The organism is Micromonospora cremea, from assembly GCF_900143515.1.
GTDB classification, from domain to species: Bacteria; Actinomycetota; Actinomycetes; order Mycobacteriales; family Micromonosporaceae; genus Micromonospora; species Micromonospora cremea.
This window is the reverse complement of the sequence record NZ_FSQT01000001.1, coordinates 531,730-549,574: the sequence shown is the minus strand read 5'-3', so window position 1 is coordinate 549,574 and position 17,845 is coordinate 531,730. Positions and strand designations below refer to the sequence as shown.

General features: G+C 67.1%; 15 protein-coding genes and 1 pseudogene. 4 read left to right on the top strand and 12 right to left on the bottom strand.

What is annotated here, in order from left to right:
- Nucleotides 1-437: 437 nt before the first annotated feature.
- Both BUS84_RS02385 and BUS84_RS02380 read right to left on the bottom strand, forming a co-directional pair.
- Complete coding sequence (locus BUS84_RS02385; protein ID WP_143728169.1) at nucleotides 438-827, bottom strand: hypothetical protein; 390 nt, start codon at nucleotides 825-827, stop codon at nucleotides 438-440.
- Nucleotides 828-1,052: 225 nt separating this feature from the next.
- Nucleotides 1,053-1,490 (bottom strand): hypothetical protein, encoded by a 438-nt coding sequence (locus tag BUS84_RS02380; protein WP_074308360.1) that lies wholly within the window; start codon nucleotides 1,488-1,490, stop codon nucleotides 1,053-1,055.
- Nucleotides 1,491-1,522: 32 nt separating this feature from the next.
- Between BUS84_RS02380 and BUS84_RS37115 the strand changes: the two genes are divergently transcribed.
- Complete coding sequence (locus BUS84_RS37115) at nucleotides 1,523-1,756, top strand: hypothetical protein (protein ID WP_143728168.1); 234 nt, start codon at nucleotides 1,523-1,525, stop codon at nucleotides 1,754-1,756.
- Here the strand turns inward: BUS84_RS37115 and BUS84_RS02375 are convergent.
- The gene (locus tag BUS84_RS02375) at nucleotides 1,747-2,151 is read right to left on the bottom strand and encodes a nuclear transport factor 2 family protein (protein ID WP_074308358.1); all 405 of its coding nucleotides are present in this window, start codon (nucleotides 2,149-2,151) and stop codon (nucleotides 1,747-1,749) included. The two genes, BUS84_RS37115 and BUS84_RS02375, sit on opposite strands and share 10 nt — an antisense overlap.
- Before the next feature lie 67 nt (nucleotides 2,152-2,218).
- On the opposite strand from BUS84_RS02375, the gene BUS84_RS02370 reads away from it, so the two are divergent.
- Complete coding sequence (locus BUS84_RS02370) at nucleotides 2,219-2,755, top strand: TetR/AcrR family transcriptional regulator (protein ID WP_074308356.1); 537 nt, start codon at nucleotides 2,219-2,221, stop codon at nucleotides 2,753-2,755.
- 259 nt (nucleotides 2,756-3,014) lie between these two features.
- On the opposite strand, the gene BUS84_RS02365 is transcribed toward BUS84_RS02370, so the two are convergent.
- The 3 genes from BUS84_RS02365 to BUS84_RS02355 all read right to left on the bottom strand — a co-directional run bounded on the left by BUS84_RS02365 (nucleotide 3,015) and on the right by BUS84_RS02355 (nucleotide 6,280).
- Complete coding sequence (locus tag BUS84_RS02365) at nucleotides 3,015-3,794, bottom strand: class I SAM-dependent methyltransferase (protein ID WP_084757075.1); 780 nt, start codon at nucleotides 3,792-3,794, stop codon at nucleotides 3,015-3,017.
- Between the two features lie 1,047 nt (nucleotides 3,795-4,841).
- The gene (locus tag BUS84_RS02360; RefSeq protein WP_074308355.1) at nucleotides 4,842-5,435 is read right to left on the bottom strand and encodes a flavoprotein; all 594 of its coding nucleotides are present in this window, start codon (nucleotides 5,433-5,435) and stop codon (nucleotides 4,842-4,844) included.
- An 80-nt stretch (nucleotides 5,436-5,515) separates the two neighbouring features.
- Nucleotides 5,516-6,280 carry an IS110 family transposase gene (locus tag BUS84_RS02355; RefSeq protein ID WP_280175087.1) on the bottom strand — a complete coding sequence of 255 codons (765 nt, stop codon included), beginning with the start codon at nucleotides 6,278-6,280 and terminating at the stop codon, nucleotides 5,516-5,518.
- A 55-nt stretch (nucleotides 6,281-6,335) separates the two neighbouring features.
- Between BUS84_RS02355 and BUS84_RS38070 the strand changes: the two genes are divergently transcribed.
- The gene (locus BUS84_RS38070; RefSeq protein WP_159450956.1) at nucleotides 6,336-6,512 is read left to right on the top strand and encodes a hypothetical protein; all 177 of its coding nucleotides are present in this window, start codon (nucleotides 6,336-6,338) and stop codon (nucleotides 6,510-6,512) included.
- Between the two features lie 277 nt (nucleotides 6,513-6,789).
- Here the strand turns inward: BUS84_RS38070 and BUS84_RS02350 are convergent, their stop codons facing one another.
- The 5 genes from BUS84_RS02350 to BUS84_RS38065 form a co-directional block, all read right to left on the bottom strand.
- Nucleotides 6,790-7,008 (bottom strand): hypothetical protein, encoded by a 219-nt coding sequence (locus BUS84_RS02350; RefSeq protein ID WP_074308351.1) that lies wholly within the window; start codon nucleotides 7,006-7,008, stop codon nucleotides 6,790-6,792.
- Nucleotides 7,009-7,439: 431 nt separating this feature from the next.
- Nucleotides 7,440-8,540 (bottom strand): threonine aldolase family protein, encoded by a 1,101-nt coding sequence (locus BUS84_RS02345; protein WP_074308349.1) that lies wholly within the window; start codon nucleotides 8,538-8,540, stop codon nucleotides 7,440-7,442.
- A 94-nt stretch (nucleotides 8,541-8,634) separates the two neighbouring features.
- Complete coding sequence (locus tag BUS84_RS02340; protein WP_084757071.1) at nucleotides 8,635-9,465, bottom strand: TnsA-like heteromeric transposase endonuclease subunit; 831 nt, start codon at nucleotides 9,463-9,465, stop codon at nucleotides 8,635-8,637.
- Between the two features lie 494 nt (nucleotides 9,466-9,959).
- Complete coding sequence (locus BUS84_RS02335; protein WP_074308347.1) at nucleotides 9,960-13,283, bottom strand: protein NO VEIN domain-containing protein; 3,324 nt, start codon at nucleotides 13,281-13,283, stop codon at nucleotides 9,960-9,962.
- Between the two features lie 34 nt (nucleotides 13,284-13,317).
- The gene (locus BUS84_RS38065) at nucleotides 13,318-14,163 is read right to left on the bottom strand and encodes an ATP-binding protein (RefSeq protein WP_074308345.1); all 846 of its coding nucleotides are present in this window, start codon (nucleotides 14,161-14,163) and stop codon (nucleotides 13,318-13,320) included.
- Between the two features lie 117 nt (nucleotides 14,164-14,280).
- On the opposite strand from BUS84_RS38065, the pseudogene BUS84_RS36465 reads away from it, so the two are divergent.
- Nucleotides 14,281-15,016, top strand: a pseudogene (locus tag BUS84_RS36465) (transposase); the annotation flags it as partial.
- 62 nt (nucleotides 15,017-15,078) lie between these two features.
- Here BUS84_RS36465 and BUS84_RS36460 read toward each other — a convergent pair.
- Complete coding sequence (locus tag BUS84_RS36460; RefSeq protein WP_143728166.1) at nucleotides 15,079-17,772, bottom strand: CBS domain-containing anti-phage protein; 2,694 nt, start codon at nucleotides 17,770-17,772, stop codon at nucleotides 15,079-15,081.
- Between the last annotated feature and the right edge of the window lie 73 nt (nucleotides 17,773-17,845).

Genomic DNA, 17,845 nt, shown 5'->3' with positions numbered 1-17,845 from the left:
CTGCTCCCAACGCAAGGCCCAGCCGCTGCACCCGGTCGTTACCGCCCTGACCTGCTCACGCTCCCCCACCAGGCCAGATAGACAGCAGTTGCCGTCTGGTTAAAGTCGTTGAGCACTCCGTGTGAAACAGGACGCCGCAGCCTCTCTGAGCTGCGGAAACGTGAAGCCACAGGCAGGCGTGGGTGCAGGTGAGCACCGTCCGATGCCGTTGGACGCTGTTCAAGGCCGTTCAGGGCACCCGGCTGCTCCCGACCTGCTCCCCCGAACCGGGCTCGCACCGAGCCGCCTACCGCCGACGGATCGGGCGCTGCCAGCCCAGTGCCTTAACTGGCACAAGCGCTGGTCGGGCGCCGTGCCTGGGCCCGGCTGCCGAAAGCCTGCTTACATAAGCGACGCCCTCGCTTGCCTCCGGTGGACGCGGCCGAGAGGTGGGGCCGTCAGGCCGCGGCCGGGTCGCCCCGCCAGCCAATCAGCGGTGGCGTGGACGGCGTCGCGGCCAGTTCGGCGGCATAGTCGCGGACCAACGCTGGCAGCCGGTAGCCGCCGGGCCCTTCCCGTTGGACCAGGTGCGCGTCGGCAAGGTGCTCAAGGGCTTGACGCACCCGCTGCGCGGACGCGCCGAGCTGCGCGGCGGTCCGCTCCACCACGATCGGCGCGTCGGGTGACGCACCGAGCAGTTCGAGCAGCCGACCCGCCACCTCGTCGTCGGTGCGGACGGCGGCCACGCCCTTCGCCAGGCTGGCCCGTACCGACAGGTCCTCGTAGGCCAGCAGGTCCAACCGGTCCCGGCTGTTGTCGAGTTGGCTGACCAGTGCGGCCACCGGCATCGATGGCCACCGGGCAAGCCGCGAGCCGGCGACTCGCAACGCCAGCATCAGACCGCCGCAGAGGCCGACCAACGTGGAGGTAGCGGCCGGATCCGCGGCCAGCCGCTCCTCTCCAGCGAGTGCGGCCAGCAGATCCCGGGCCCCGGTCGCGGGCAGCGGAGAGTACGTCCGTTGGAGGCTGCGTCCACGCGTCAGGGAGGCGCTTCGAGTAACCGAGAAGCTGCATCACGACAGTGGCGGATCTTGGACTGTTGGACCGCCCAGCCGTTTGAGGGTCTGCTTGGCCTGCTTGAGGTACTCACGAACCGCCTGGTCGAAGGCACCCGCGGGCAGAGACCAAGCGCTGTCCTGCGGCTCGCCGAGTCGGCCCAACGCCGGAGGGATCGCGTCCATCCAGCCGAACAGGCCGCGTCGTTTCATCCGCTGTCGGTACAGCGCCCGACCGGTCTCAGTAAGCCAGTAGCGGTCGGCTTCGGCATCGGCCCCGATTAGGCCCACGGCCAGAAGGCGGGGCACTGCACGGGTGAACTCGGCTTCGGTCAGGACGGCGTGATTGATGGTGTCGGCCGTCATGAGGATCTCGCTCAGCCTGTAACCATCGTCCGGACCGGTGCCCTTGATCGACGAAAAGACCCAGGCATCCGACCATGTCCACGTGGCCATACTGCCAGCGTAGGGAGAAAGGGTCGCCGTCGATGGCTGACCACGCGGTCAGCGGCATGACGGATGCTTTCGACCCGGTCAACAAGCTCCAGCGTCCGCCGAGCGGGGCAGCGCCTGAACGCCGACTACCGCAAGGCGATCGCCAAGCGCTGATCAAAGGTACGCCCGGTGCCGGGCACAACGGTGTGCAGCGCTGGGGCTACCGGCTGGCCCCGCTCATCTTCATCGCCATGGGCAGCCTGATCTTGATCCGGGGCTATGCCTGACCGACGGCCTGAGCGATGGCGAGGGTGTGCTGATACTCGCGCCAGTGGGCCAGTTTGCCGTCCCGGGTCCGCAGCACCCCGATGAACGGCGCCGAGGCGGTTACCCCGGTCGCCGTATGCGTGCCGACCAGTTCGTACTCGACCACGATCACCTCGGGGTCAGCGGTCTCGTGCACGACCACGTTGCGGCAGTCGTCGAACCGGACCGGGAACACCGCCCGGCCCGCTTGCGTGTACTCAAGGACCCGTTGCTTCCCCTCGGTACGTGTAGGGCGGCCGGGTGCGGCGAACGGTGTCTCGATCACCACGTCGTCGGCGAGCGAGTCTGCCTCGCAGGTGGGCAGGTTCGCGAGCCACCGGGCGCGCATGCTGTCGAAGATCTCGCTTGGTGTCATGTCGTCCTCCTGGATAATGAGTCATGACTCGACTTGCACGACCGAGAATAATGAGTGGAGACTCACTTTGGTAGAGGGGTCGCCGCTGCGTGCCGACGCGCAGCGCAACCGGGCACGCATCCTGGACGCCGCCGAGGCGGTCTTCGCCGAGTTCGGCACCCGCGCCTCCACCGAGGAGGTGGCCCGGAGGGCCGGCGTTGCCATCGGCACGGTCTTTCGTCACTTCCCCACCAAGCACGACCTGCTCGCCGCGATCATGAAGCGACTGCTCGCGCAGCTCGTCGAGGAGGCCGGAAAACATGACCTCTTCGCGTTCTTCACGCACATGGTGGCGCAGGCCGCGGCAAAGAAGACCGTCGTCGACCTGCTCGCCGGGTCCGGGGTGGACATCCGGCTTCCGGACGCGGTAGGTCACCTGGAGGAGGCGGTGGGCAGGCTGCTGGAACAGGCCCAGGCCGCCGGAGCCGTCGCCGACTCGGTACGGCTACCCGAGGTGATGGCGCTCCTTGCCAGCGTGTGTCAGGGCGCCCTGCAGGGTGGATGGGACGAGCAGCTGCAAGCCCGTACGCTCGCGGTCGTCTTCGCCGGCCTGAAGCGCGACTGACCGCCAGCCTCGTGGATCAGGTGCGCCCCTGGCAGGCACCGATCGACCGAATCGTCGTCAAGGCGACGCGGTACCGCTGCGGGAGTTCCTCACTACGCGGGTGGTCGAGTCGGCTGTGAACGCCTGGACGTCGCCGACGCGCTGGGCCAGCGACGCTACCTGACCGCAGCGGCCGGGCTGCCCGATGCACCTTCCAGTGCTTGATCGAGCATCCGCACATCGGCATGAGCGGATGTCTGTTAATCCGGACGGCCGTCGGTTAGGTGGATGTGACGCAATCCCGGACCAAAGGCGGCGACATGGTCCGCGAGTGGGCATCCGTGAGGTCTGCCGGCTTACGCGCGAGGATCAGCGTGCACCGTGAGCTGCCGTCCCGGCGCCGGCCCAGGACGGTCAAGGCGACGGCCGTCACGGTAAAGCCAGCCGCTGTCAGGTTGTCGCGGAGTGCGGGCAGCGGGCTGGTGCGGTAGTACATTACGAACGGCGGTCGCCACACGGCATTGCGTACCCGCATGGCCAGGTCGAATCCGAGCGTGGCCAAGTGCGAGACCGAGGCCAGGGGCGGCGGTGCGCCGATCGGCAAGGCGAAGAGCCCGCCGGGCCGCAGCGCGCGGTACACCCCCTCGAAGAGTGCCGGTCGCTCGGTTGGCAGAAAGTGCCCGAGCGCTCCGAAGCTGACGGCGAGGTTGAAGTACTCAGTGAATGGCAGGGCCCGAGCGTCGGCCCGAACCCACGTGGCGTCCGGGTGAGCGCTCCGCGCCTGCGCGAGCATGCCAGCGCTGAAGTCCACGCCCGTGATGCCTCCTTGGCACACAGACCTGAGAACCAGCATGCCCGCGCCGGTACCGCAGCACACGTCCAGCCCATGATCGAACGGCCCGAGTTCGGACAGCGCGTCGGCGGTCGCGCCGAGAAAGCTATCCGGCGTGCGAAAGGGCGTGTGGTCAAACTTCGGAGCTAGCAGGTCATAGCCGCGCTCGACCGAGGACAACGCCTGGATGCAGAGTTCACGCAGAGACGGACCCTGAGGCGAAAACACCGACCAAGGGTACCTGCCGGAGCCCGCGGGGGGCCTTCCTACGCGATGGCCAGTGTCGGCATACCCGCAGGCTCCGATCAGCCGATCTGAGCGAAGACCCCGGGGCATGCCGGCCTGCACGCAGAGCAGTCGCCCGCACGGCAGATGCGATGTCGCCCGCGTCGTCCATCCGTGCAGCCATACGAGCACGTAATTCCAGCCACCGACATGCCCGCCTGAGCCGCAGCCTTCCTCCGACCGGAGGTGGCCGTTGGAGGAATACCGCGCGGTTCGAATACCGCCGCGCCGTCTCCCAGCAACGGCCTTGAGCATCGCCGGCGTACCCATGGCCACCCTCGCTCGAACGGGCGTCCCGCCCCGGAACGACCGGCCGCAAGCCCTATCCACAGATCCCTGAGGAGGAAAGGCAAGTCAGCGCGCCCCGGTGCCTCCTCTGCCATCTGCCGGCAAGCCGTGATGAACCGCTCGCCGCGCACGCGATCGCTCCACGGTGGCGCGTCCCAGCAGCGCAGCACGTAGGCGCTGCGCTGCAACACGATGAGATCGTTTGCATCCGCGTCGTTGACGGGACGCAGGCGAAGGCGAGGGCTGTGCAGCGTGGGAGTGGGGCAGCGACATGGGGTCATTTCCTTCCGGTGAACGGTGGCCGATCAACCAGCCGTCCGGTGCCGGCCACTCGCAATGGTTCTCGGCAGGGTGGACGGAACGACGTGCTCGCTCATCGGCCATGAGCAGACGTCGCCCGCGAAGCGCAAGCCACCATCGCTGAGGCCTTCGGGCCCGCCGAAGAGGTCTCCAACCAGAAGTGCCTGGTCAGGGCGTTGCCCGTGGGATCAGCGTCCCGGATCACGGCACACCGGCGCGCTCCATGAAGGCCAACCGCCACCGCGTTCGTCTTTGCCTACCCGAGGTGCTGCGGCGGAGTTCGACGGTCCGACGGCGCGTACATCCGTTGGCGCATCTACCGCGCCCAACCGAAATCCGGATTCGCCATCAACTCCAAGATCCGCCACCCGGACTACCCGTTCAAGGCTGCATGATGAGGCGCTAGCCGGACTGCCGCGCCAAGTTGTCGGCGGTGCGCTGTCGCTCTCCGGTGGGCTGTCCGGGGACCCGGGCGAACCGCGTCCAGGCGGAGATCACCTGTACGGCGGCGTGCCACGGAACCGGGTCGGCGACCTCGGAGGGCTCGGCGGGCCGGGTCACCGTCACGCCCCAGTGCCGCAGCCGCTCCAGGCTCTCCAGGAAGGCGGGGTGCCGGGCGAGCGCCGGCTCCGGGGCCGGCACGGCGACGACCGGCAGGCCGACGGCGATCGCCTCGTTGAGCAGCCGCAGGCCCAGGTTGTCGTTGAGGCCGTACGCCCACTTGTTCACCAGGTCGAAGCTGGCCGGCACGACGGCGAAGGCGTCGGCCGGCGGCAGGGGATGGAGCGTCTCCGGCTGGTCGTCCTCGCGTACCGGATGGTGGGTGAGATCGGCGAGCCCGTCCCGGTCGATCGAGTCGACCGCGTCCGGGGTGGCGATGAGGTGGACCTCCCACCTCAACTCCTGGCAGGCCGTGATGAACGGTCCGAGCTCGACAGCGGGCTCGGCGTGGCAAACGACGAGGTGCAGGACAGGCGATCGTAACTTCCCGGGCATGGCGCTCCTATCGGCCTGAGAGGTCCCCGGCGCCAGTCGTGGCGAGAGCCGGCTGCGCGCCGGGACGTCGATCGCCCGCGTCACCGGCGATCTCGCCGATCGAGTGGCTCCGGATGTCCGTGTGGATCCCGAAGCCGAGAGTATCGAGCCGGCTGCGAACGCGAGCCGTTATCCAGTGAACTGGCTGGATGGATGTGGCGCCGCTCCATCCGAGGGACTGACCGAGCGGTCGGCCGGGCGTCCTTAAGTGGAGGATTCGGCGGCGCGCCGCCGGGAATCAGGTCGCGGACCAGGACGTGCAGGCGGTTGAGGACGCGAATGCGTTCACCGGCCGGGTCGTCACGGCGTTCGGCCAGCAGCCGCAGCTGGGTGGTGTGGTCCTCGGCGACCACCGCGCGCAACCGCTTGTGGCGCATCGCGGCGTGCGCGACGCTGGCGGCGTCGGCGGGATCGCTCTTGCGGGCACCGCCGGTGTCCAGCAGCCGGGCGCGAGCGGCGAGCGTGGCCGGCACGTCGACGACGTCTTCGCCGCCACCGACGAGCAGCTGGGCGATGCCGCGGCCGAGACCGGCGGCGCCTTCCACGGCAGACCGCCGCTGCGGCCAGCGGGCGGCCCACCCCATCAACGTCTTGTAGGTGCCGGCGTTGACCGCCACGCGTCTGACCGTCAACTGCCGGCCGGTGGCATCAGCGGGATTAGGGCAGGGTCGCGCATCCCAGCCGGAGCACAGCGACCCGTGCAACCATGCTGACCCACTGCTGGCCGGCAAGCAGGTGGGCGAGCCACCCCTCGGCTGGTGGTGTACGTGCCGGGAACCGGCCGCGGCACCGAGGCCAACCGCCACGGGCCGTCGCGACCGGCCGGTGGCGGGAGCGGATACGGCGGGCGGACCCGCACCGGTGATCCGGTACGGGCCCGCCGTCGGCCGCCGTGGCGGCTACTTGTTTCCGGTGTTGCCGGGCATCGGTTCCTTCAAGGACACCTTCGGCGCCTGCAGGACCGCGATTCTGCTGGGCATCGACACCGTCGACCTGTCGATCGACTGGTACCACTACCTGTGCCCCGACGGACGCTGACTCCACGCTCCAGGCCCCGGCCTAGTCGAGATGAGGACCTTGGCTGCGACCCAGGAAGCCCCGCCGTCGAACCCGAGCGCATGTCCACGGTCACGGCACCATGTCCACCACCGACCGGAACGGTCCCACCGCGCTGCCGCATGCAGACCCGCTTCTCACCAGACATGCCAGCAGGTCCTGGCCCTCTGTCGTCTGCCAGTTGTTCTGAGGCACCACCTTGCGCGTGACCTGCGGTGCCTCAGAAGAACTGGCAGACGCTGGGGATGCTTTCTGCCATTCAATCTGCGGCATCTCGGCTTCCTTCCGGATCGGGGATGACCTGGCAGGCGTTGGCGATCTCTCCCTCGCGGACGAGTCCGTCGATGGCTTCGATCATCGCGGTGACGCCGGGCCGGGGCGTGATGACGAGGTCCGTTGTGTAGAAGTATTGGCCTCCTGCCGCTTCGCCGGTCTGTTCCCATCGGCGTAGCACGGCGTTGATGGCGTCGAGGGTCATGAGGCTCGCGTAGGTCGGACCCCCGGTGACGGTGACGTATATGTCCTGGTCCTGGAGTTGTTCCAGGTCTGTCGTGGCCAGCCGGGAAACGGGCGACGAGCTGGTCGCGCTTGGCTTCGTTCGCGAGATTGGGCGCCAGATGTGCGCGACTTTCGGCGCCACGTTGCTGTCACCGCGTGCCGAGATGTTCGTGAGAACCGGCCCACTCGTGGATCTTGACCGCCAGTGGTGCCGGCGGTAGCTCCAGAGCCCGTTCACCCTCCGTGCAAATGATCATGAAGCGACCCGGGTGCGGGGTGCGCGGATCTGCCGAGATGAGGGCGTCAGTACTGGGGCCAATTTCGCCAGCGGTTGCCGGTCGGTGATTGACGTGTTGGCCGCAGCGCAGATGCGCGAGCTCGCCGAGCGCCGCTGTGGCAGGCACCTGAAGGTCAATGGTCGACGACGCGGCCGAGGAAGCGCTCACCAACCTCGGCGATGTCCTCGGCGGTCCACTCGAGGGCGGGTGTGGCGACGGTGACCTCGGTCATCGCCATACCCGGCACGGCTGTTTCCTGCCATCCGGCGACAAACCACACCTTTTCCTCCTCGGCGAGTGCCAGCGTAGCGTCGTTGAGCGCCTGCGCCGGGTGGGGCAGCCAGAGGCGGAATCGATGGGTGTGCGGAGGTTCTGGATACACCCGCGCGCCGGGAAGCGCGGTGAGTGCCGCGGCGACTGTTCGCGCGTGCCGCACATACTCGGGGATGCGTGGCAGCTCCCTGTCGAGGCCGGCGAGTGCGGTCAGAGCGGCTGGCCACTGCTGGAACACCTCGCCGCCGTAGCGGTGCCGCCAGATGCGGGCGTAGGAGGCGAGCTGCGTGGTGCCCGCGAGCGCCGCCCCGCTGATACCGCCGATCGTCTTGTAGAACGAGACGTAGGTGCTGTCGGCGAGGTCGGCGATCTCGCTGAGGGTGTGTGCCAGGTGTGGGGTGGATTCCCAGATTCGGGCGCCGTCGAAATGTACGCGGGCGCCGATGGCGCGCGCTGCGGCGGATGCGGCGGCGAGCTCGTCCCAGGAGAGGAGGACGAAGCCGGCGTCGCGCAGCGGGAGTTCGATGACGACGGTGCTCACGGGTTCGGCGAGGGCGGTGATCTCCTCGGCGGTGGGGTTGCGGGGCGCGGTGGTCGGCCAGGTACTGCGCAGGCCGCTCAGGTGGGCGTAGGCATGCCGTTCGTCCACCTCCAGGTGGCCGAGCGGGTGGAGAGCGACCGTCGGGTGCCCGGTGCGGTCAGCGCCATAGCGCAGCGCGACCTGCTGGGCCATCGTGCCGGTGGGGAAGAAGACCGCGGCCTCGGTTCCCAGTAGTTCTGCCACGCGTTCTTCCAGCGTGTTCACCGGACCGTCGCCGTAGAAGTCGGGCTGACCGTCCAGATCACCGCCTGCGTCCATGTCCGCGAGCCGCTCCCTCATGGTCGTGGGCCGGATGCCGGAAAGGATCTGGTCGCAGGCGCGCAGCGCGGCAAGCCGACGCTGCCTGGTGTTGTGGGACATCGGCGGATCGTCGCATGTCAGCGCAACAGGGGCCAATCGGTTTTCCAGCGGCAGGCGATCAGCGTCGCGCAGTCAAGTTGCCACCGAGCGGTCGCTACGACGACCGCATCTGCGTAATAGAGGACGTCGGCGACCAGCTACGGGTCTTTAGCGAACGAGCTGCCCCAGTCGGAGTCGGCCTGGCTGGACGACATCGGCGTAGGTCCCGAAGCAGGCTGCCCGCCCGAGCCCGGCCACAGGGATGCGGTAGTGCCGGGCCAGGGCGCTCAGCACCCAGCGGATTACCGGCAGCGGTCACGCCCTCCATCAACGCGGTCGGTCGCGCGAACACCCGCCGCAATCGACCAGCTTCTTCCGGCCGGTAGTACCGGGGATGCCGGTAGCCCGACAACCAGCGCAGATTCGCCGCGAGCACCGGCTCCAGCGCCCCGACCCGCTCATAGCCCCAGCCCACCGACTCGCAAGCCCGCGCCGTAGCCGCAAACTTCACGGCGTCGTCAGGCGCGATCCGATCATCGGCGCGGACGTCGATCATCACCGCCGAGCCGTCACGCCGCCGGACGAAGAAGTCCGGCGCATGCCGTAGCGGACGCTCCTCCGGACCATCCCAATGCAGCCAAAACGGCTGGGAAGCCACCGCGACAACATCCGGGTCAGCGTCCAGCACCATCAGCCGATCGCGCTCCAGCCACGACTCGAATCCCACATGTTCACCGCTGGACGCGAAGAACCACAACCCGGAGAAACTGCGCTGCCCTTGCCGCGACGTGAACCGGCGCACCGCGCCGGCACGCTCGAACGAGACACTCCAGCACGACCCCAACGGCTCGCGCTGGCGTACGCCAGCACCATCGACATAGGCCAGCTCGAACCCGTCACCCGGCCTCGCCGGCGAAACCGCCGCCCTCGCAGCCTGCACCGCCACCCTGCCTCGCTGACGCCACCTTCAAGGTGCCTCAACTTAAATGGCAGAAACCGCGACATGCCTCAGACACGCTGGCAATGCCTCACATCAACTGGCAGCAGACACCCTCCCTGGGGGCGAAGGTCGGGAGTACCGGCGCCACGCCGCCATTGGCGAGCCGAGGTAGTCATCTGCCACGCGACCGGTGACCATAAGAGTGTTTATGTTGCGGTTCCGCCACTGGTCACGCGGACAGTCCTTCCGCACGTGCGGTCGTTCGGGCGCTGGAAGCGTGGGAGTTCACCTCCGCTGATCGACACAAATCATTACCCCATGGCCGCCGCTATTGGATATCGACGTATTACTAAAATAGCGGACCGGGCGGCTCTCCAGCATCCCCCGATAGAGTACGTCTTGCGAACCACTGACCTAACGCGCGCCTGATCCGGCGCAGCACCGCAAGCTGCGCCAAGCGCAGCCAGTGCTCGCCTCGCGGTACGCTTCATCTCGGCCGCTCATTCGCTGGTCTTCGACAGGGCGAGCGTCATTCGCGCTCGGTCCAGCAGCAGGCGCCCCCTCCCCTCCTTGACCTTCCGTAGCGGGTCGGCAACGCGGGTGATGGTCGGAGCTTCGGCGACGGCATTGGTGACGCGGTAGATGTAATAGCGGCTGCCGTGGAGGCTGGCTTCGAGGAGTTCGGCCTGGGAGAGGTAGAAGGGCTCGTCGGGGTTGTCGGCTTTAGTGGATTTGACCTCGATGTAAATGAGTTGATCATCGGCGTCGACGCTTTGGATGTCGAACGGTGACAGCTCGTCGTCATTCGATACCCAGACGACGAGGTCTGGGTTCTTCCCCGCTTCGCGTAGCCTCTCGCGTTCCTTGTGGAACACCACCTCTTCGCCGCGCTTGCCAATTTGTCGTTTCTCTGCCTCTGACTGTACGGAGGGGGCGGTGGAAATCTCGCCGCCCGCCCAACTTTGGCTGTTGCCGCCCGTCGGAGGAAGAAACTCGCCCAGCTGCCCGTCGACGATACGCACCTTGCTGTAGTCCACGGTTGCCGGCGGCGTTGTCGCCAGCGAATGTTGAGGGGTTCCGGTTGGCTTCGCGGCGGCAGGTGTGGACGAGGGCGGCGGAGACATGGGCGCTGAGGCTGGCGCCGTCGTGGCGTTCACCGGCGGGGTCGATGCCTGTCGGTCGACCTGTGACAGGAGCGAGTCGAGGATGTTGCCTGGTTCGTCGTCGTCAGCCGTGAGCCCGAGTTGCTCGCGGGCCTCGGTGATGTCCTTGGGCCGAATCTGCCGATCGGTCATCATGCGCTGCCGGTCGTCCGCCTTGGCGGTGAGCAACATCGTGACGGCGTCGGCCAGAGCAGGAGTGCCGAGGTGCTGGGCGAGCTGGCGGCCGAACGGGAACCAGTGAGGTGCCCCGGTGGTGGGATCGAGTTCGAGGTAGGCGGTGCCGATCTGGTTCGTCCGGCCGCCGCGCTCTGGACGGGTAGCGATGTAGCAGACCGCATCGTCGCGTTCAACCGTGACGCCGTCGTACTCGTAGCGGAGCACGAGACTGTCACAGATGACCAGTTCCAGCCGTTTGAGGGCATTGCGGGCCATGCTTTCGGCCCGGAGGCTCTCTGCCCGTACCAGCGCCAGGAGGTAGGGCTTGACGTCGTCGAGCAGGCTGTGGACTGCGGTGGAGGGGGCGTCGTAAAGGTGGTGGCCGTAGGGCATGGCGGAGGCCGTGACGACGTTGTCTAGTTTGGTCAGTGACAGATATCGCACGAGCCGGTTAAGCCGAGCCTCGGCGCTGAGGACGGGAAACTTCCGCTCCCAGGTGTCCCGTAGCAGTGGGTCGTCGGCGACCAGCGGCTGTGCGACGAAGGTCGACCGGCCGTTGTGGCTGGCGAGCACACGGACAGTCTCTGGCGCGGGGTGCGGTTTCGGCTCGCCGTCGAGGACGTCGTCGAGGGTGCGCTGGACGTAGCGGGCGGCGAGTTCGATCTCCCGGTTGGTTTCACCGAGTTCGTCCGCTTCGGCGGCGATGCTGTTAAGCAGCGCGAGGAGGTCCTTGACCTTTGGTCGCCCGGCGTCCGTGAGCCCCAGAGCGGCCACGAGCGCGGCGCCGCCGTGCATCTGGTACATCGTCCCGCTGATTCGGGGGATGCGGTCCTTGATGCGGCGGGGCGCGTCGGTCGCGTCGACCCATGCGTCCTCGGGGCGTACGACGTCGGTGTTGGGGCCGCGGGCGACCGGAACCCACGGCCGGGAGCGGAGGGTGTAGGCGAACAAGGACTCGCAGGTGCGGTTTCGATCGCCCGAGTGGCTGCCGTGGACGCAGCGAAAGATCGCCTCCATCGCTGGCTCGTAGGTGGCACCCCAGCGTGTGGCAAACTGTCTCCACAGTGCGAAGAGCCGGTGCTCATCCCGGCTTTCGATGAGGTCCAAGTGCCGATCAAGCTGGTAGGACAGCCGCAGTTGCTGGGACTGCGGATGGCCTTGCGGGCACTGCGCCGCCTCCCTGACGTGGGGCTGCGTCATCCATTCATCGAACAGGGGCCCACGATGGGGGTGGCGATAGTGCCCGACCATGTAGCCGTAGGGATCGGCGGGTTTCGCCTCGTCCAGCCGCGGATGGTCGGCAACGCCGAGCATCCGATAGAAGCTGATGTCGACCTGACGGCAATCGGAGTCCTGCGCAACCTCGACATCAAGGAATTCAGCCCGCCCGAATGGCCCGTAGAGCACCTCCAGATCGTTCGACCGCGTCCAGTCGGCACCGAAGTACACCTCGGCCGCGGCCCGCAGCTCCCGCCGCGTGCCATCAGCGGAGCGAACCAGTAACAGAACGCGCCCCAACACCGGCGCCAGTTCCTCGTTCCCGGACTGGCGTACCTGGTGGTACGCCCGCAGGCCGAACATTGCTCGGTGGCGTTCCTCCGGGTCGGCCTTCGGGTCGGCCAGAATCCTGACCAAGAAGTCTCGGATCAGATCGCGCCACTCGAACGGCCTCACTCCCAGGTCCTTCAGGAACGCCTCGACGCCCTCGATCGGGGGAACCTCGGCGATCGGCACCGGCATATCCTCGGGAATAGACGAGTCGCTGCGTCCCCGCGGGAAGAACACCGGCTGCCCGGCGGGCGTCACAAGCTGCCCGCTCGTGGTCAGCACCCGTGACTTCATGCGCAGCGTCGCGACCAACTGCTGCCCGATTTGGTCGCGCCAGTTGAGAAGGAACCGGTAGTAGTCGCTGATGGAGTCGTGGCTGGGCGGCTTGAGGTGCGCCAGAAATTCATCGACTCCCATGACGCGGGCCACCGAGCCCGACATGAGAAACTTTTTCGCGGCTGCCAACTCCTCGATGTCAGGTCGCAACGTACGGCTGCCGTCAAGAACCGCTAGCGCATGGGCCTGGGCCAGGCTGGGCATGCGGGGTGGAAGCAGGCACACGTCGGCGGGCCTGGCCAGCGATCCATCGACGACCGGAAGAAAGCGGGTTCGCTTCAGCGCCTCCTCCCACAGCTGGCGCAGCTGAGCTCCGGCTCCCGCGCTTGGCGGCTTGGTAGCTGGCACGACCGCCGCTACAGCGGCCGCGCTGGCCCGGCTGCGGACAACGAGGTCGACCGCGACGCGGTTCTCCAGGAACTCCACTACGTGGGCCAGGAGCATTTGGTTGTAGGGTCTGGCCTCCGGCGTTGCGGCCAGTTGGCGCCGATCCATGCCCAGCACCCACTCGGCGTGCACTATGACGTGCAGGCCTGGAGCCTCCTCAGTCGGAAAGTAGACGTGCAGGGGAAACGTCTCATCCGTCTGCGGCTGGCATGCCTCGTCGAGGGGAACTGCCACTGCCCATCGGACAGTCTTGAGCCTGGTCCACGCCTCACCCAGCGGTTCCAAGACGCCTTGGTCGGGAGTTGCCTCGCTGCGGTAGAATGAGCCATTCTTCGACTTCCCCGCCGGCATCGAGCACAACGTGCTCCGCGCCGCCGTCCTCGCGGCGAACGACCGTTGCGGTGAAGTCCGAGCGTGTTCCGTGCAGGTCGAGTCGGTCGATACCGGGCAGGAACAGCAGCAGCCGCGGACGAAGGTTCTCCACCAGGTGTGCGGCGACCGTCTTCCGGTCGACACCGTCGCGCAGTGGCAACCGGATGATCGTCCGAAACCCTTCGGCCTGGAGCCGGCGCACCTGCGCCGCATCCGATCCGAGATCCACGTCTGCGACAGGAAAGGGGAATGCGTAGACGGGGAATCTCTGCTCGGCGGGCAGCGTCCTGAGCAGTTCGAGTACCTCGCGTCGCAGCCTCTCGCCGTCGAACTGGAACGACGTCTGCGCCGACACGACCTGCGGGCGGTCGGTAATCTCGCCGACCGACTTGAAGCCGAGCCCTTTGTGCCCAACGGCTGTTCCGGGGCCCTTCGACGATCGCCCCAACGAGCAGATGGCGTCCACTTGCCGATCGCCGAAGCCCGACCCGTCGTCCGCCACGATCAAGGCGGAGTCCGTCAGCAGGAAGTAAGCACGGCCTCGAATGCCGGCGTCGACCGCCGCGTCGTTGGCGTTTTGGAGCAGTTCAAACGGATAACGACCCGAGTACTGCTGGCGTACCAACTCCTGCGCACCGCCGCGCTCGTCGAGGCTTTTCAGGATGTTCTCGCGGAGGCCCCCTTCCAACTGGACGCGGATCGCCGCAAACTCCTCCTCGCGCAACCGCGTCGCCAAATCCATCTCCGGACTCCTCCCGACCGACCCCCAAAGAAGGATGCCGCATGTGGCAGCGTCCGCGAATCCACCAATCGTCGGTTCAGCCACAGCCCTCTGCAGCGACGCGCGGTTAAGAAGATCATGGTGACCGGAGGTGGGCGCGATGTGAGTCGGCCATTCCGGTGCCCGGCTGCTCGCCGATCTCGCCGACGTGGCGGGGTTGACCAGACGTTCAGTTCCGCTCTAACGGGTCTGCGGCAGCGTAGCGGCGGGCACGACCCGGGCCGGATCGCGGTCGATCTCGCGGTGATACTCGGCGACGGCGGTGAGGCTATCGCCGATCTCGCGGTCTTGCGTGACCAGGCCGGTCTTTTCGAGCCGGTCGCGTCTGACCCGCCTGCGTGGCCGCTGCTGTCACGGTTGGACGCTGCGATGCTGGCCGAACTGCGGGCCGCGCGGGCTCAGGCCCGGGAGAACATCGACGCGACGATCGTGATCTGCCACCGACAAAGAGCCGGCGACCCGCACGTGGATGAGGACTTTCGGCTTCCACCCTCTGCTGTGCTTTCTGGACAAAACCGGCGAAGCCCTCGCCGGACTGCTGAGCGAGGGCCGCGCCGGATCGAACACCATCACCGACCTCATCACCGTCCTCGACCAGACCCTCGCCCAGATCCCCGACGAGTATCGGCACGGGCACCCGGATGCTGCTGCGTGCTGATTCGGCCGGCTCCAGCCACGGGTTCCTCGCCCAGATCCGGGAGCTACGCGAGCAGCAGATGAACATCCGATTCAGTGTCGGCGCCGCGATACCGAACCCGTGCGTGAAGCAATCCGAGCCCGCGGCTCCTGGTGCGGCCCGACACGATCCCACGCTGGCAGCGTGACCTGCATGCTCACCGCTACGCGACGTCGCGGCCCCGGCGGCGCGGCCGGCCGTCAGGGGCAGTATTCGCGGAGCAGGGACAGGAAGTTCTTCAACATGGTGACCATGTCATCGGGCAGGGGGTCGCCGTTGAAGTGCATGATGTTGTTCCGCATCTCGCAGATCCTCCGGAGCCACTGGGAGAACACCCTCCGGTCCAGTGGCCAACCGAGCGCCGCCCACGCCTCGGGGTTCTCCAGGACCCGCTGGTAATCGCCCATCGTCAGCCGGGAGAAGCCGTCGATCTGCCGTGTCCCGTCCGCGTCGCAGAGCACCTGGACCTGCTCGATGTCGATGGCGTCCTCGAGGATCCAGCGGAGAATCTGATCGATCTCCCCGATGATGAAGAACGGTGACGTCATCACCCCGTAGGTCTGCACAACATCACTGGCCGTGACGATTCCCGAGATGGTGTTGTGCGGCCCCCGGACGAAGACGAAGTCATGGGCTGTGATCTTGGGGAGGGCGTCGATCAGGTCCTCCGCATAGCTCACCTCCACCGCTGGGATGACGGCGGCGGACAGAGGGGCGTCCCGCTTCTGGTGACGGGCCTTGGCGATCGACTTCCAGGTGACCGCGCCGCTCAGGTTCCGCTGCCCGGACATCACCGCCAGCTGCGAATAGTCGTGGAGCAGCATCGTGGTGATGGCCTGCTCGATCGTGGCCGCCGGTTTCACCGACTCGACGCCCAGACTCGCGGAGGGAAGGTTGCCGACCACCAGACCGCGTTCCGGCCGCTGCCGGATCTTCGAGGGCTTTGTCCTCTCGGTGATCCTCGTCGTCCCGGTCGCCGCTGTTAGAGGAGTATCCACGGCGTCCGGTTCAGCGGCGTCCGACGGCGAGGTGGCCGCGTCGGCCGACAGTCCGACCGTGACCTGATCCTCCATGGTGATCAGGCGGAAATCGGGAACCGTGACGAGTCCGTGGTTTGAGAGATCAGTTTCGATGATTTCGATCAGATGGGCGTCGCGCCCACGGGCGCCCCAGAGTGCGATGAACTCCCGGACACTCAGCGTGTGTGGCTTGCCGGCATCCGCGTCCCGGCGCAGTCTCCTCAGCTCGGCCAGGCATCTGACCCGCTCCTCTGTCTCACTGCCCGCCTCGGAATCCGACCCATCGGAGCTTCCCGACTCCTCGGCGTCGGTGGCCTTCCGGAGGGTCGCGGACTCCTGACCCAATTTGTCGAGGTCGTCCACAGCTGCGCTGAGCATCGTCTGTCGCAGCTGATCCAGCGGCGCGTCCTCTTCCTCCGTGACCCAGGCGGTCCACCCGTTGACCGGGTAGCCCGCCACAGCCGAGGCTGCGGCGGACGGAGACAAGAACACTCGTCCGTCGAGGAGATCGAGGCTGCCGTCGTCACGCACCACCGCCGTCGTGACCGATCCCGTGCGGCGGGACTTGAACCTGAGGTAGGCACCGACCGACAGGACACCGCCGGTAAGGAGATCCGACAGCCGGAACCGCCGCGTGGTGAGACGGTGATGGTCCTGCCGGGGTATGCGGTCGGCCGTGGCGAAGTGTCCTTCGGCCGTGACCCCGACCGCGTCGAAGACTGCGAAGAAGGTCTTCTCCCTGGCATCGGGAGTCACAGCCTGCAGAGAGTCACTGTCGATACGGCGGGTTCCCCGGCCCAACATCTGCTGGTAGAGCAGCTCCGACCTGATGGGCCGCAGAAACACGAGACACTCCACGGCGGGCATGTCGACGCCTGACGCCAACATGTCGACCGAGACGGCGATTCGGGGTCCCCGCTCCGTGCGGAAACGGTCCAGCACTTCATAGGGGTTCGTCAGATGAGCAGTGATCTTCACCGCGAAGTCCTGCGTCTCCTCGAACACCTGCTGGCAGGCTTCGACGACGGCATTCGCGTGCGCGTCGCTCATCGCGAATATCAGTGTTTTTGGGACCATCGTGCGATCCGGGAAGGCTTCCGAGAACAACTTGTCCCGGAACTCGGTCACTACTTCGTGGATCCTCGCCCGCGGCCCGGCCGACCCTGCAGCCGTCTCCGGCGCGGACGTCAGGCGATAGATGCGAGGAGGAAGGTTGTATCCCTCGAGTATTGCCTGCTCGAAGCTCTGCTTCCAGAGCGGCTCCCCGCCGAACAGGTCGAGCGTCCGCTTATCGGCACTGATGCCGAAGGCGATGAGGGGAGCGGCTATCTTGTCCGAAAATTCGACCAGAGCGGATTGCGTTGTCCGGTGGGCTTCGTAGACAAGAACAAGGTCGATTCCGTCGAGGATCTCGTCGTCGATCAGGGAGGCCCGGTCACCTTGCTCCTGGGCCTTCGCATGGCTGAGAAGACGTTGACTGGTGGCAACCATGACGTTCCCAGGCGCAGAGGCCCCGCCGACGTACTGGCCGACGTGGAGCGGCCCGCCCGGGCGGCCTCGGTCACCAGCCGGGTGGTAGCGGCGAAGAGCGTCATAGATGGCTACCGCGTCCCACCTCAGATCGGTGACTATCAGGATCTTTCGTGCTCGCCCGGCCTGGATCAGGCGCGAACACAGCTCAGCGATGATGATCGTCTTGCCGAACCCGACCGGCGCCTGGACCAATGCCCGGCGTGGATTCTCACCGGCGAGAAAGGCCATGATGGCGTCCATAGCCCCGATCTGCGCCGAGCGGAGCAAGACCCGCGCGGGTGGTGGAGAGTCCCTATGGTCGGGTGACGGCGTAGCGGAGTTGTTGTCATCGTCAATCGCCACCCACACAGCCTACGGACCTCACTGCGCCGCACGATCAGCTGGTCCTTTGTAGATCTCCGTGGCAAGGGGCCCT

What these genes read in the sequence shown, in the direction of transcription:
- BUS84_RS02385 (WP_143728169.1), bottom strand. Translation starts at nt 827, where the DNA reads ATGCCGGTGGCCGCACTGGTCAGCCAACTCGACAACAGCCGGGACCGG.
- BUS84_RS02380 (WP_074308360.1), bottom strand. Translation starts at nt 1,490, where the DNA reads ATGGCCACGTGGACATGGTCGGATGCCTGGGTCTTTTCGTCGATCAAG.
- BUS84_RS37115 (WP_143728168.1), top strand. Translation starts at nt 1,523, where the DNA reads ATGGCTGACCACGCGGTCAGCGGCATGACGGATGCTTTCGACCCGGTC.
- BUS84_RS02375 (WP_074308358.1), bottom strand. Translation starts at nt 2,151, where the DNA reads ATGACACCAAGCGAGATCTTCGACAGCATGCGCGCCCGGTGGCTCGCG.
- BUS84_RS02360 (WP_074308355.1), bottom strand. Translation starts at nt 5,435, where the DNA reads ATGCCCGGGAAGTTACGATCGCCTGTCCTGCACCTCGTCGTTTGCCAC.
- BUS84_RS02350 (WP_074308351.1), bottom strand. Translation starts at nt 7,008, where the DNA reads ATGACCCTCGACGCCATCAACGCCGTGCTACGCCGATGGGAACAGACC.
- BUS84_RS02345 (WP_074308349.1), bottom strand. Translation starts at nt 8,540, where the DNA reads ATGTCCCACAACACCAGGCAGCGTCGGCTTGCCGCGCTGCGCGCCTGC.
- BUS84_RS38065 (WP_074308345.1), bottom strand. Translation starts at nt 14,163, where the DNA reads ATGGATTTGGCGACGCGGTTGCGCGAGGAGGAGTTTGCGGCGATCCGC.